Raw genomic sequence first — 13,484 nt, forward strand, 5'->3', positions numbered from 1 at the left:
AACAGCCGATGAACTATTTTGGTGCAGCGCGTCAATGCCCCTGATTTAGAGTAGTATGTCGAAAATCAGTACAACAAAAATGGTGGGATATTGATGATGAGCGACACACTACTTGATACCGAGATTATGGAATTTCACAAAGAACTCGATGCGCGGGGCTTGAACTGCCCGTTGCCGATTCTGAAGGCGAAGAAGGCTTTGTCAGAGCTGCAAAGTGGCGAAGTGCTGCGCATCATGGCAACCGATCCCGGTTCCGTGCGCGACTTCCAGGCTTTCGCCAAGCAAACGGGCAATGCCCTGCTGTCGCATGTGCAGACGGGTACCGAATTTGTTTTCTTGATGCAACGTAAATAATTCTGCCAGCCGGGGCCGCCGTGGCGCGGCCTGGTGAAGCGTTCGCCGTGCCGCGCTTTTGCGTCACTTTCGTGCCCTTTTGCTGCCCTGCAGCGTAGCGGCAGACTCCCCTGAAATCCCCGCAAGCACACAGTTTAGATGGATTGCTCTAACAAAAAATCGCACGATCGTGCTTAAATTCGGTTCAGGATTCAAATTTCTCTTATAATCGAACGCACAATCAGCACTTGATCCGTCATTTTTATAATTTCCCAAAGGCATAGCTATGAAAGTCTTGGTACCCGTCAAACGCGTGGTCGACTATAACGTCAAAGTCCGCGTCAAGAGTGACGGCACTGGCGTCGATACCGCCAACGTCAAAATGTCGATGAACCCTTTCGACGAGATCGCGCTGGAAGAAGCGATGCGCCTGAAAGAAGCCGGCAAGGTCACTGAAGTGGTCGCCATCTCCTGCGGCGTGACGCAGTGCCAGGAAACCCTGCGCACGGCTATGGCCATCGGCGCCGACCGCGGCATCCTGGTGGAAACGACGACTGAACTGGAACCGCTGGCCGTGGCCAAGCTGGTCAAGTCCCTGGCCGAGAAAGAGCAGCCGCAACTGATCATCCTGGGCAAGCAAGCAATCGATGACGACAGCAACCAGACCGGCCAGATGCTGGCAGCCTTGCTGGGTTGGCCGCAAGCCACGTTCGCTTCGAAAGTCGTGCTGGAAGATGGCAAAGTCACCGTCACCCGCGAAGTCGACGGCGGATTGGAAACCCTGGCATTGACCTTGCCAGCGATCATCACCACCGATTTGCGCCTGAACGAGCCACGCTATGTGACCTTGCCGAACATCATGAAGGCAAAGAAAAAGCCGCTCGAGACCGTCAAGCCGGAAGATCTGGGCGTCGACGTCGCGCCACGCCTGAAAACCTTGAAAGTCGTCGAGCCAGCCAAGCGCTCGGCCGGTATCAAGGTGCCGGACGTGGCCACCCTGGTCGCCAAGCTGCGTACCGAAGCCAAGGTTATCTGAGCGGTTTGCCGCCAAAACATAAAATCTGGGGTCAGACCCGCCGGGTCTGACCCCGGCACTTGCTAACTATTAGGAATAATCATGGTCGCATTAGTTATTGCTGAACACGACAACGCTACCTTAAAGGGCAGCACCCACCACACCGTGACCGCGGCTGCCCAGTGCGGCGGCGACGTGCACGTACTGGTTGCAGGTTCGAACGCTGCGGCTGCCGCCGCTGCCGCCGCGCAAATCGCCGGCGTGACGAAAGTCATCGTGGCCGACGCGCCATACTTTGCCGACGGCCTGGCCGAAAACGTGGCCGAGCAAGTGCTGGCCATCGCCGGCAACTACAGCCACATCCTCGCGCCAGCCACCGCCTACGGCAAGAACATCCTGCCGCGCGTGGCCGCCAAGCTGGACGTGGCGCAAATCTCGGAAATCACCAAGGTCGATTCCCCTGACACGTTCGAGCGTCCGATCTACGCCGGTAACGCCATTGCCACCGTGCAATCTGGCGACAAGGTCAAGGTCATCACCGTGCGTACGACCGGTTTCGATGCGGCTGCCGCCACCGGCGGTTCGGCTGCCACGGAAACCGTCGCTGCCGTTGCTGACGCGGGCAAATCGGCCTTCGTGGGCCGCGAACTGGCCAAGTCCGACCGTCCTGAACTGACCGCCGCGAAAATCATCGTGTCGGGCGGCCGTGGCATGGGTTCGGCCGAGAACTTCCACATCCTCGAGCCGCTGGCCGACAAGCTGGGCGCCGCCATGGGTGCTTCGCGCGCCGCCGTCGACGCCGGCTTCGTGCCGAACGACTGGCAAGTGGGCCAGACGGGCAAGATCGTCGCGCCATCGCTGTACATCGCCGTCGGTATCTCGGGCGCGATCCAGCATCTGGCCGGCATGAAAGATTCGAAGACCATCGTCGCCATCAACAAGGATCCGGAAGCGCCGATCTTTGCCGTGGCCGACTACGGCATCGTGGGCGATCTGTTCGAGATCGTGCCGCAACTGGTCAAAGAACTGGGTTAAGTCACACCCCTTCCGGTTTTGTTACTGACAAAGCCACGCCGGCCCGCCCCACACGGCGAGCCGCGCGTGGCTTTTTTCTTGGAGAAAAGAAGATGAGCTATCAAGCCCCGCTGAAAGACATGTTGTTCGTGATGAACGAACTGGCCGGCCTGGCCGAAATCCACACCTTGCCCGGTTGCGAAGACGCCACGCCCGACACGGCCGAAGCCGTGCTGGAAGAAAACGCCAAGTTCTGCGGCAGCGTGGTGGCACCCTTGAACGGCCCCAGCGACAAGGAACCGAGTTTCTGGCACGACGGGCAAGTCACTACCTCGAAAGGCTTCAAGGAAGCGTTCAAGGCGTATGGCGAAGCGGGCTGGCAGGGCGTGCAGCATCCGACCGAATTCGGCGGCCAGGGCTTGCCCAAGCTGCTGGCCACGCCCTGCATCGAAATGCTCAACTCGGCCAGCATCTCGTTTGCCCTCGTGGCCCTGCTGTCCGATGGCGCCATCGAAGCGCTGCTGACGGCCGGCAGCGACGAACAGAAGGCCACCTACCTGGAAAACCTGGTGTCGGGCAAGTGGACGGGCACCATGAACCTGACGGAGCCGCAAGCGGGCTCCGACCTGGCCGCCGTGCGCACGCGCGCCGTGCCGCAGGGCGATGGCACATATAAAGTGTTCGGCACGAAGATTTTCATCACGTACGGCGAACACGACATGGCGGAAAACATCGTCCATCTGGTACTGGCCCGCACGCCGGACGCGCCCGCCGGCGTGAAAGGCATTTCGCTGTTCATCGTGCCGAAATTCCTCGTCAACGCGGACGGCAGCCTGGGCGCGCGCAACGACGCCCATTGCGTCTCCATCGAACACAAGCTGGGCATCAAGGCCAGCCCGACGGCCGTATTGCAGTTCGGCGACCACGGCGGCGCCATCGGCACCCTGGTGGGCGAGGAAAACCGGGGCCTCGAATACATGTTCATCATGATGAACGCGGCCCGCTTCGGCGTGGGCCTGCAGGGCATCGGCCTGGCCGAGCGCGCCTACCAGCTGGCGGTGACGTTCGCCAAGGACCGCGTGCAGTCGCGCGACCTGGCGGGGTCGCCCGGCCCCGTTTCCATCATCCACCACCCGGACGTGCGCCGCATGCTGATGTCGATGCGCTCGCAGACGGAGGCGGCGCGCGCGCTGGCCTACGTGGGCGCGGCCATCAGCGACGTGGCGCACCATCATCCCGATGCGGACGTGCGCGCGGAAAGCCTGGCGACGTATGAATACCTGGTGCCCGTGATCAAGGGTTGGTCCACGGAAATGTCGCAGGACGTCACGCGCGACGGCGTGCAGGTGCACGGCGGCATGGGTTTCATCGAGGAGACAGGTGCGGCCCAGCATTACCGCGACGCCAAGATCCTGACGATCTACGAAGGCACGACGGCCATCCAGGCCAACGACCTCGTGGGCCGCAAGACGGTGCGCGACGGCGGCGCCGTGGCGAAAGCCATCATCGCCCAGGTGCGCGCCACGGAAGCCCAGCTGGGCGAACTCTCGGGCGCCGACTTCCAGGCCATGCAGCGCCACCTGGCCGAGGGCAGCGCCGCGCTGGAAGCCGTGGTCGAGTATGTGGTAGCGAACATGAAGTCGGACATCAAGGCCGTGTTCGCGGGCAGCGTGCCCTATCTGAAACTGGCCGGCATCGTGCTGGGCGGCTGGCAAATGGCGCGCGCGGCCGTGGCGGCACAGCAAAAGCTGGGCGAAGGCAGCGGCGACGCTTCGTTCTACAAGGCCAAGATTGCCACGGCGCGCTTCTTTGCCGACCACATCCTGTCGCAAGCGCCGGGCTTGCGCGCCACCATCATCGACGGCAGCGCGGGCGTGATGGCCTTGTCGGAAGAGCAGTTCTAAGGTGCATGCTTGCCGGTGATTGCCGGTTGAATGCAAAAAAAGCGCTGGAGATCACTCTCCAGCGCTTTTTCTATATTAAGAACGCCTGAGAAAGCGCTCAGGGCAAGGCGCCTTGTCTGCGTCCGCTGCCAGTACGGCAATGTCGGCCAAACCCGGGCAACGCCGCCATGGGCGCTTTCTCTGCGTTCTTAACGTCGGGCGATGCCGTTGCCGGAATTGCGCACCAGGTCGCCAGCGGCCAGGCCGGGGTCCTGGTCAAATGCGAAATCGGCCTTGGCGCCCGTTTCATATTGCACGGTGACGGTCCACACCTTGCTGTTCTTCATGTGGCCTTCGACTTGCTTGCCGGCAAAAGCGCCGCCGGCGGCACCGGCCAGGGTGGCCAGGTCCTTGCCGCGTCCGCCGCCAACCTGGCGGCCCAGCAGGGCGCCGGCCACGCCGCCGCCGATCATGCCCAGGGCGCCGCCTTCGCCGGCTTTTTCAGCGACGTTGACTGCCAGCACCTTGCCGCACTCGGCGCAGATTTGCTGCTGGGCTGGCTTGCTGTTCTGGCCCGCATACGCATTGCCCGCCTTTTGCGCGGCCTTGGCGTTGATGATGGCCTGGTCGTATTCGCCCTTGGCATCGCGCAGGCATTGCATGCGGGCTTTCGAGCTGGTTTCTTCGGCGCACAATTTCTTGTCGTCCGCATAGCGCGTGTTGGCCTGCTTGGTGTCGTATGCGTATTGCGCCTTCGGCGACAGGTTTTGCGCGAAGGCCGATGTGCTGAACAGGGCCGTGACGGCGACTGCGAGGATGAGTGGGCGACGAATCATGATCTTCTCCTGTGGGGTGTCGTATGTGCCAGTAATGTCGGCATTGTGAATGCAGTATAGAGGAAAATCATGATTGCTTACCAACACTTACATGTGCGTGTGCGACGCGTACGGCCATGTCATTTCCGCATGGAAATTAACCGTAGGCACCGCCTGTATACAGCAAGTCGAACAGGCGGGCCATGGTGGCGATGAGCACGCCTGCGCCTAGCATCAAGGTAGCGACCAGTACCACGGCCAGGGGCCAGCCCGTGTCCGACTGGCGGCCTGATGCGCCGTTGTAGCGTGCGTCCCACTTGTCGTCCGGCATCAGGCCCAGTACCAGCGCTTCTAGGAAGCCGCCCAGGGCGGACAGGGTCAGCGGCAGTATCTGGTAAAACCAGTCGGCCTCGGGAAACAGCTGGCGCAGCAGCAGCGAGGCGGGCACGGCGGCCAGGTGTAGCCAGCCCCAGCGGTCCTTGGCGCCATGCAGGTAGAAGCGGTGGGCGCCCAGGGTGCCCAGCAGGAAGGCCAGCAAGGTGGTGAATGCCTTGTTCTTGTGCGGCTGTTGCAAAATGGTGGCGGCGGTCATGGGGCTCCAGAGTTGCTGATCAGTAAAGATTGCCAGTATCGGTCATTGCCTGCCGCAACGATAGCACTTTCCTGCGGCGTTCAGGTCATGCTGTCGCGCAATATCATGGCCTGGGCGTGGCATGGCGGGCACGATAGACGCACGCGCCTATTGCGTCTTCGGCCATGACTGGTCATAATGTTTGATTAGCCCAAATTACACGCCCGTCATCATAACGCTTGCTGCCTGGCGGTAAAGCGCGCTATAATTTGCGGCTTTTTCCGCCTCAGCACACTTTTTGGAAATATTATGGTCGTTATTCGTTTAGCTCGTGGAGGCGCCAAGAAGCGCCCGTTCTTCAACATCGTCGCTACTGATTCGCGCAATCGCCGCGATGGTCGCTTCATTGAGCGTATCGGTTTTTACAACCCGATGGCGCAAGGTGGCGAAGTTCCACTGCGTATCACCGCAGACCGTCTGGCCTACTGGCAAGGCGTTGGCGCACAATTGTCGCCAACCGTTGCTCGCCTGGTAGCTAGCAACAACAAAGCAGCAGCTTAATTAGATCACTGGTTTGACGGTCAAGACTGCATCCGGGGTGAAAGTCCCCGATGACCTGGTACAGGTAGGCTATGTCTCCGGTGCCTATGGCATTGCTGGCGGGGTCAGGATCACTCCTTTCTCCGACGACGCGGATGCATTATTAAACGTCAAAACCTGGTGGTTTGATAAACCGACCTTGCATGATGTTCAAGTCAGGCAAGCGAAGTTACACGGCGGCGACGTCGTGGCCCAGCTGGTGGGTGTGGTCGGGCGGGATGCCGCAGAAGCGCTGAAAGGCGTCTCTGTGCAAATTCCGCGTAGCCATTTCCCGACGCTGACGGCCGATGAATTTTATTGGTCCGATCTGATCGGACTGACAGTTGAGAATTTGCAAGGCGAGTGCCTCGGCGAAGTGACTGACATGATGAGCAATGGTCCGCAGTCGATCTTGCGCATTACGCCCGTCGCCAATCCCGATGACGCCGCTGAAAAGGCGCCTGAGCGCCTGATCCCGTTTGTCGGCCAGTTTGTCATTAACGTTGACAAGGCCGCCAACAAGATCACGGTCGACTGGGGCCTCGATTATTAAACCGCCTGCGCTTAACCATGCGCCGGGCAAACATTGCAGGATGGTGAGCGATGCAATTTGATGTCGTGACCCTGTTCCCGGAAATGTTTGCCGCGCTGACGCAGTCGGGTGTGACCCGGCGCGCCTTCGATCAGGGCAAATGTGGCTTGTCGCTGTGGAATCCCCGTGATTTCACGACCGACAATCACCGTACCGTGGATGACCGCCCGTATGGCGGCGGCCCCGGCATGGTGATGATGGCCCGTCCGCTCGAAGCGACAATTGCCGCTGCGAAGCAACGCCAGACCGATCTCGGCCTGGCGGCGCCCCGCGTGGTGTTCATGTCGCCGCAAGGCCGTCCGCTGACGCACGAGCGCGTCACGCAGTTGAAAGCCGAACCTGGTTTGGTGATCCTGTGCGGCCGCTATGAAGCCGTGGACCAGCGTTTGCTGGACCGTTGCGTCGACGAAGAAATCAGCGTCGGCGACTTTGTCCTGTCGGGCGGTGAATTGCCCGCCATGGCGCTGATGGATGCGGTGATCCGCCTGTTGCCGGGTGTCTTGAACACCGAGGCATCGGCCATCGAGGACAGCTTCGTCAATGGCTTGCTCGATTCGCCGCACTATACGCGGCCGGAAACATATGAAGGCATGGCCGTGCCGCCCGTCTTGATGGGTGGCAATCATGCCGAGATCGTCAAGTGGCGCCGCCAGCGCATGCTGGAAGCGACCGCGACCAAGCGGCCTGACCTGCTGGTCAGTGCGCGCGCCGCCGGCTTGCTCAGCCGAGCCGACGAACAATTCTTGGCCAGCCTGTAAGCCGTCTCCGGACGGCGTGCAGGGTGGCCAGTAGTGCCGGGCATGTTGCCCATATTGTGTTACCCATCCTCTACCGGGCGGATACTTGCTATCCACAGTGCGCCGGCATGATGGTTTTCGGAGTTATAAAAATGGACTTGATTCAACAATTAGAGCAAGAAGAGATCGCCCGTCTGGGTAAATCGATTCCTGACTTCGCACCAGGCGATACCGTTATCGTCAGCGTCAACGTAGTCGAAGGCACGCGCAAGCGCGCCCAGGCTTACGAAGGCGTCGTTATCTCCCGTCGTAACCGTGGCCTGAACTCGAACTTCATCGTTCGTAAGATCTCGTCCGGCGAAGGCGTTGAGCGTACGTTCCAACTGTACTCGCCGCTGATCGCTTCGATCGAAGTGAAACGCCGTGGTGATGTTCGCCGCGCCAAGCTGTACTATCTGCGTGAGCGTTCGGGTAAATCGGCGCGTATCAAAGAAAAATTGCCAAATCGCCGCGTTGTGGCGAAAGCAAGCGCGTAATATCAGCGTCTGCGTTGGGAAAAGGGGTGCCTCTCGGCGCCCCTTTTTTTATGGTGACACCTGGCCCAAGCTGCTGCGCGTCGGCATGGGTAGCCTGCGATGCTCGCCGTACTGGAGTGCGGTTGCGCGTCTCGGCCACCGCTTCCTTCCGCTCGCGACGGTTTTGCCAGGTGGTTTTAATCATGAAGGAGGGGTAATGGCCACTATCGCATTTGATCCCAAACAACTCGCCATCGATTCGATCGCCGGCGAGGCGGCGCTGGACGCCGTGCGCCTGACGCCGGACTGGCTGCGCCAGCGCCTGGCCGAACAGCCGGAATGGCAGCCCGAGATTACCCAGGATTTCCTGTCCGCCCGCGCCGTGCCCGTGCGCGCCGCCGTGCTCATTCCTCTCGTGCAACGGCCGGAAGGCTTGACCATCTTGCTCACCATGCGCACGGACCACCTGAGCAGCCATGCTGGCCAGGTCAGCTTTCCCGGCGGGCGCAGCGAACCGTTCGACGGCTCGCCCGTGGCCACGGCCCTGCGCGAAACGGAAGAAGAAGTGGGCCTGGCGCGCGGGCACGTCGAAGTGCTGGGCTGCCTGCCCGACTACCTGACGGGCACCGGCTACCAGGTCACGCCCGTGGTGGGCCTGGTGACGCCGCCGTTCGAGCTGCGCGCCGACCCGTCCGAGGTGGCGGAAATCTTCGAAGTGCCGCTGGCTTTCCTCATGGATGGCCTCAACCATCAGCGCCTGTCCGTGGAATTGCCCGGCGGGCGGCGCTCGTTCTACGCCATGCCGTACGAGCGCTTCTACATCTGGGGCGCCACGGCCGGCATGCTGCGCAATCTGTTTCACCTCTTGCGCGCGTAAAATGGCGCCGCGCACGTAATAAGTTTGATTCCGGCACTGCACTGCGCTATCGTAGCGGGCATTGCGGTATTGCTGAAAAAGACAAAAAGGACCATTGATGACATTTCTCTCCATACTTTGCGCATTGCTGATCGAGCAGCTCAAACCTTTGCGCGCGGACAATCCGATCTACGCCGAAATCAAGAGCCTGGCGACGCGCATGGAGACCTGGTTCAATGCCGGCCACGCCAACCACGGCCGCATGGGCTGGTTCCTCATGATCGGCGCGCTGATGGTGCCGACGGCAGGCATTTACTGGCTCTTGCAGCATTACCAGCTGACCCTGCTGGCCTTTGCCTGGAACGTGCTCATCGTCTACCTGACCCTGGGTTTTCGTCATTACAGCCACTACTTTACCTCCATCCAGCTGGCCCTGAGCGCCGGCGACGAAGCGACTGCGCGCACCTTGCTGGCAGACTGGACCAAACTCGACACGGTGGGCATGGAAGCGAGCGAAATCGCCCGCATCGCCGTGGAAAAAGCCCTGATCACCACGCATCGCAACGTGTTTGGCGTGTTCTTCTGGTTCCTCATGCCGCTGGGCCCCGCCTGCGCCGTGATGTACCGCGTGGCCGAATACCTGGCGCGCGCCTGGAACGAGCCCGAGCACATGCGCAATGAAGCGTTCGGCCAGTTCGCCGCGCGCGCCTTTTACTGGATCGACTGGATTCCCGTGCGCCTGACGGCCGTCGCGTTTGCCGTGGTCGGCAATTTCGAGGATGCCATTTACGCCTGGCGCAATTTCGCCCAGCGCTGGCAGGACGAGGCCATCGGCATCATCCTGACGGCGGGCGGCGGCGCCATGGGCGTACGCCTGGGCACGCCAGCGGAAACGGCGGCGCGCGTGGTGACGACGCCCGACCTGGCCGTCGATGACAGCGACAGCGAAAGCGATATCCTGCCAGGCGAAGAGCCGGGCGCGCGCGCCTTGCAGAGCACGGTGGGCCTGGTCTGGCGCGCCTTGCTGCTGTGGATGCTGTTGCTGCTGTTGATGTCGGGCGCCGTTTTCCTCGGCTGACGGGGGCGCACACGCGCCATCCATGCGCCTTGCGCCTGGAACAAGGTTAAAATAGGGGCTGGCGCGCAAGGCGTGCCGGCCCCTGTTTGCATAGTCAGGGCAGATCGAGGTAGAACCCAAGTCTTCTATAAGATATAATACTGGCTTACCGCAGCAAACGTAGTTGAATTACCAGCCCGGCTTACCCGCCGGGGCCATTCACGCAATCCAGTCCCGACAAGCCACATGGCCGAGTTATCTCAAAAAACAGGGGAACTCTCAGACGAGTTCTTCATCCTTGGTCTCACCAGCAATGGCAAGCAATTCCGACCCAGCGATTGGGCCGAGCGCCTTTGCGGAGTGATGTCCTGTTTCAATCCCGAAGGCGGCGGGCGCAATGCGCACCTCCAGTATTCGCCCTACGTGCGCCCGACCGTCGTCAATGGCGTCAAGTCGGTGGTCGTCAACACCAAGCTGCGCGAGATCGAGCCGATGGCGTTTCACTTCGTGCGCGAGTTCGCCAAGGATAACGACCTGCAGATCGTCGAAGCCTGCTTCCTGCCGCCCCCCGAAGAAAAGTAAGACCCGTTTCAATTGATCTGCCTCAAACCCGCCGCGGCGGGCTGGCGTAGCGTGGACACTCTGCCTCAAACGGAGTGGCGACATGCGTATCGGCGATATCTGCACCTTGCACACCATCCATTGCCAGCGTGACACCAGCGTGCAAGACGCGGCGCTGCTGATGCGCCAGCACCACGTGGGCGACCTGATCGTGGCCGAACAGCCGAACGGCGAGCGCGTCCCCATCGGCATCCTCACCGACCGCGACATCGTCATTTCCGTCATCGCCCTGGGCCTCGACCCTGCCAGCCTGCTGGTGGGCGACATCATGAGCGCGCAGCTGCTCACGGCCAGCGAAGACGAAGACGTCTACGAAATCATCGAACGCATGCGCGTCAACGGCATCCGCCGCCTGCCCGTGGTTAATAGCCTGGGCGCGCTGTCCGGCATCGTCAGCATCGACGACCTGCTGGCCTTCCTGGCCCAGGAGATGGCCGAGCTGGCCCGCATCAGCAGCGGCCAGCTGGTGCATGAAAAGCGCACGCGCAAATAAGCCTGCATTGAAGCCCGCATTGCGCCGCATTGCGCAATTCCAGTCAAATCCTCGCCGCCTGAAAATGCTACAGTTGCTGCTCGTACAACGGGAAGCGTTCATGCACTATCTGGCCAAGGCACTGTGGTATATCGAATCGCATTACGCGGACAATATCTCGCTCGGCGATATCGCCCACGTGGGCGGCGCCTCGCCGTGCCACCTGACGCGCGCGTTCGGCCTGGCCACGGGCCACTCCGTGATGCGCTATGTGCGGGCGCGCCGGCTCAGCGAGGCGGCCCTGGCGCTGGCACAGGGCGCGCAAGACATCCTCGCTGTCGCCCTGCAGGCCGGCTACGGTTCCCACGAGGCATTTACGCGGGCGTTCCGCGAACAGTTCCAGCGCACGCCGGAAATGGTGCGGGCCCAGCGCCACGTGGGCAATCTCGCGCTGGTCGCCGCCATCCGGATGGACGTGGCGCCGGGCGTGGCCCTGGAAGCGCCCCGTTTCGAGCAAGGGCCCGCCATGCTGGTGGCGGGCCTGGTGGAGCGCTATCGCGCGGAAACTTCTGCCGGCATCCCCGCCCTGTGGCAGCGCTTCCTGCCCCATGTGGCGCCCGGCCAGCTGGTGTATGGCGTGTGCTGCAACAATGACGACGCGGGCAATTTCGATTACCTGTGCGCCATGCCGGTGGCCGAAATTTCCCAGGCGCCCGATGGCTGGACGCGGCTGCGCATCGCCCCGCAGCGCTATGCCGTCTTCCGTCACCGTGGCCATATTTCCACCATCCGCGCCACCTGGCACACGGTGTGGAACGAGTGGCTGCCCCGGTCCGGCCTGGAAGTAGCCGACGCTCCCGATTTTGAACGCTACGACCACCATTTCGATCCCGCCAGCGGCATCGGCGGCGTGGAAATCTGGCTCCCCTTGAAAGCATGAGCATGTCCGACACCTTGCCTGCGCCGGCTGCCGGCAGTACCGCGCTGCGCCAGCGCCTGTCCCAAATCGCCGCCGCGCTGGCGGCGGGCTTGCCCCTGTACTGGGTGCTGGGGCCGCAGCCGCTGGGCTGGCTGGCCTGGTGCGCGCCGCTGCCCGTGCTGTGGCTGGCCCTGCGCTCGTCGCGTGGCGATGCGGCCTGGATGACGCTCGTGGCCGCCGTGCTGGGCCTGTCGGCCAACTTTGCCTATTTCCGCCTGCTCATGCCCTTGCCGGCCGTGCTGGCCGTGACCGCCGTCAAAGCCCTGCTGTGGCTGCTGGTGGTGCTGGCCACGCGGCGCCTCGTGCTGCGCTACCGTTCCGGCTGGACGGTGCTGGCGTATCCCGTGCTGTGGGTGGCCATCGATACCCTGATGGCGGCCCTGCTGCCCGATGGTAACTGGGGCAGTCTCGCGTATTCGCAGGCCGATAACCTTGCCATTTTGCAAGTGGCAGCGCTGGCAGGCGTGCCTGGCCTGCTGTTTTTGTTGTGCCTGCTGCCATCCGCGCTGGCCTTGTTGCTGGCGGGCGGGCGCCCATATGCGCCAGCGGCCGGTGCCGCCGCGCTGTTGCTGGCCGCCGCGTTCGCCGGCGGCGCCTGGCGCGTGCAAGGGGCGCCGGCACCGGCGCTGGCAAGGCCGCTGGCGGGATTGGTGGCCATCGATGACTTCATCGGCCCGGCCACGCCGCCCGCGCGTGCGCAAGCCGTCTGGGACCAGTATGCGCGCCACGTGGTGCAACTGGCCGGGCAGGGCGCCGCCGTGGTGCTGTTGCCGGAAAAAATAGCCGTGCTGGCGCCCGCGCAGGCGGACGCCGTGCAGCAGCGTTTCCAGGCGCTGGCGCGCAGCGCGGGCGTGTGGGTCGTGCTGGGCATCGGCGTGGAAGATGGGGTCGGCCGGCGCAACCTGGCCTGGCTGTTCGCGCCCGATGGCGCCGCGCCCGTCCGCTACCAGAAACATCATCTGGCGCCGCCCGAGCGCGATTTTCTTGCCGGCAGCGCGTATGCCGTGCAGCCCGTGGCGGGGCTCGCCATGGGCCTGGCCATTTGCAAGGACATGCATTTCGCGCCCCTGGGGCAGGCGTATGGCAGGGCCGGCGCGCAAACGATGCTGGTGCCGGCCTGGGATTTCCAGCTCGATGCCTGGATGGGGGCGCGCATGACCGTGGTGCGCGGCGTGGAAAACGGCTACGCGGTGCTGCGCGCGGCGCGCGAGGGCGTGCTGACGGCCAGCGATGCGTATGGACGCGTACTGGCGGAACGGGCCAGCAGCGCCATGCCGGGCAGCACCCTGTTGGCGCCGCTGCCGGCGCCTCCGTTCGTTGTCACGTGGGCGGGATGGCTGGGGCCGCTGTTTGGCTGGCTGTGCGTGGCGCTAAGCCTCGTCATGCTGTGTGCGGGACGCCGCGCCGCGCCCGCTTCCTGACGGGAAACGCCACGTTTTGCTGCA

Annotated in this window: 16 protein-coding genes; 14 read left to right on the forward strand and 2 right to left on the reverse strand. The window is 62.7% G+C overall.

Annotated elements, in window-relative coordinates; all coding sequences use genetic code 11:
* Nucleotides 1-96 precede the first annotated feature (96 nt).
* The 4 genes from VPH41_RS24635 (at nucleotide 97) to VPH41_RS24650 (ending at nucleotide 4,266) form a co-directional block, all read left to right on the forward strand.
* Entirely contained in the window at nucleotides 97-354 is a 258-nt protein-coding gene (locus VPH41_RS24635; RefSeq protein ID WP_225317265.1) for a sulfurtransferase TusA family protein, read from the forward strand.
* A 265-nt stretch (nucleotides 355-619) separates the two neighbouring features.
* Nucleotides 620-1,369: an electron transfer flavoprotein subunit beta/FixA family protein gene (locus VPH41_RS24640; RefSeq protein WP_034759884.1), complete on the forward strand. Its 750-nt coding sequence runs from the start codon at nucleotides 620-622 to the stop codon at nucleotides 1,367-1,369.
* Nucleotides 1,370-1,450: 81 nt separating this feature from the next.
* On the forward strand, nucleotides 1,451-2,383 hold the full coding sequence (locus tag VPH41_RS24645; protein ID WP_131373968.1) for an electron transfer flavoprotein subunit alpha/FixB family protein: 933 nt from the start codon (nucleotides 1,451-1,453) through the stop codon (nucleotides 2,381-2,383).
* A 92-nt stretch (nucleotides 2,384-2,475) separates the two neighbouring features.
* The gene (locus tag VPH41_RS24650) at nucleotides 2,476-4,266 is read left to right on the forward strand and encodes an acyl-CoA dehydrogenase (RefSeq protein ID WP_328571826.1); all 1,791 of its coding nucleotides are present in this window, start codon (nucleotides 2,476-2,478) and stop codon (nucleotides 4,264-4,266) included.
* Between the two features lie 188 nt (nucleotides 4,267-4,454).
* Here the strand turns inward: VPH41_RS24650 and VPH41_RS24655 are convergent, their stop codons facing one another.
* Nucleotides 4,455-5,081: a glycine zipper 2TM domain-containing protein gene (locus VPH41_RS24655; protein ID WP_287775730.1), complete on the reverse strand. Its 627-nt coding sequence runs from the start codon at nucleotides 5,079-5,081 to the stop codon at nucleotides 4,455-4,457.
* Nucleotides 5,082-5,217: 136 nt separating this feature from the next.
* A complete protein-coding gene (locus VPH41_RS24660; RefSeq protein ID WP_152283594.1) occupies nucleotides 5,218-5,652 on the reverse strand; it encodes an NINE protein in 435 nt (144 codons plus the stop codon).
* A gap of 288 nt (nucleotides 5,653-5,940) precedes the next feature.
* Between VPH41_RS24660 and rpsP the strand changes: the two genes are divergently transcribed.
* The 10 genes from rpsP to VPH41_RS24710 all read left to right on the forward strand — a co-directional run bounded on the left by rpsP (nucleotide 5,941) and on the right by VPH41_RS24710 (nucleotide 13,460).
* On the forward strand, nucleotides 5,941-6,192 hold the full coding sequence (gene rpsP / locus VPH41_RS24665) for a 30S ribosomal protein S16 (protein WP_010395524.1): 252 nt from the start codon (nucleotides 5,941-5,943) through the stop codon (nucleotides 6,190-6,192).
* A gap of 13 nt (nucleotides 6,193-6,205) precedes the next feature.
* The gene (gene rimM / locus VPH41_RS24670) at nucleotides 6,206-6,763 is read left to right on the forward strand and encodes a ribosome maturation factor RimM (protein WP_328571827.1); all 558 of its coding nucleotides are present in this window, start codon (nucleotides 6,206-6,208) and stop codon (nucleotides 6,761-6,763) included.
* Nucleotides 6,764-6,813: 50 nt separating this feature from the next.
* Nucleotides 6,814-7,560, forward strand: a complete 747-nt coding sequence (trmD, locus tag VPH41_RS24675) for a tRNA (guanosine(37)-N1)-methyltransferase TrmD (RefSeq protein ID WP_328571828.1) — start codon at nucleotides 6,814-6,816, stop codon at nucleotides 7,558-7,560.
* Between the two features lie 131 nt (nucleotides 7,561-7,691).
* The gene (gene rplS, locus VPH41_RS24680) at nucleotides 7,692-8,075 is read left to right on the forward strand and encodes a 50S ribosomal protein L19 (RefSeq protein WP_035825414.1); all 384 of its coding nucleotides are present in this window, start codon (nucleotides 7,692-7,694) and stop codon (nucleotides 8,073-8,075) included.
* Nucleotides 8,076-8,271: 196 nt separating this feature from the next.
* Nucleotides 8,272-8,931, forward strand: a complete 660-nt coding sequence (locus tag VPH41_RS24685) for a CoA pyrophosphatase (protein WP_328571829.1) — start codon at nucleotides 8,272-8,274, stop codon at nucleotides 8,929-8,931.
* Nucleotides 8,932-9,028: 97 nt separating this feature from the next.
* Complete coding sequence (locus VPH41_RS24690) at nucleotides 9,029-9,988, forward strand: CobD/CbiB family protein (protein WP_328571830.1); 960 nt, start codon at nucleotides 9,029-9,031, stop codon at nucleotides 9,986-9,988.
* Between the two features lie 225 nt (nucleotides 9,989-10,213).
* Nucleotides 10,214-10,549 carry a DUF3579 domain-containing protein gene (locus VPH41_RS24695; protein ID WP_029496213.1) on the forward strand — a complete coding sequence of 112 codons (336 nt, stop codon included), beginning with the start codon at nucleotides 10,214-10,216 and terminating at the stop codon, nucleotides 10,547-10,549.
* An 82-nt stretch (nucleotides 10,550-10,631) separates the two neighbouring features.
* Nucleotides 10,632-11,081: a CBS domain-containing protein gene (locus VPH41_RS24700; RefSeq protein WP_152257229.1), complete on the forward strand. Its 450-nt coding sequence runs from the start codon at nucleotides 10,632-10,634 to the stop codon at nucleotides 11,079-11,081.
* Nucleotides 11,082-11,181: 100 nt separating this feature from the next.
* Complete coding sequence (locus VPH41_RS24705; RefSeq protein ID WP_328571831.1) at nucleotides 11,182-12,000, forward strand: AraC family transcriptional regulator; 819 nt, start codon at nucleotides 11,182-11,184, stop codon at nucleotides 11,998-12,000.
* Nucleotides 11,997-13,460: a nitrilase-related carbon-nitrogen hydrolase gene (locus tag VPH41_RS24710; RefSeq protein ID WP_328571832.1), complete on the forward strand. Its 1,464-nt coding sequence runs from the start codon at nucleotides 11,997-11,999 to the stop codon at nucleotides 13,458-13,460. Before VPH41_RS24705 ends, VPH41_RS24710 begins: the two co-directional genes overlap by 4 nt.
* Nucleotides 13,461-13,484 lie beyond the last annotated feature (24 nt).

Source organism: Janthinobacterium sp. P210006, assembly GCF_036231885.1.
GTDB classification, from domain to species: Bacteria; Pseudomonadota; Gammaproteobacteria; order Burkholderiales; family Burkholderiaceae_D; genus Janthinobacterium; species Janthinobacterium violaceinigrum.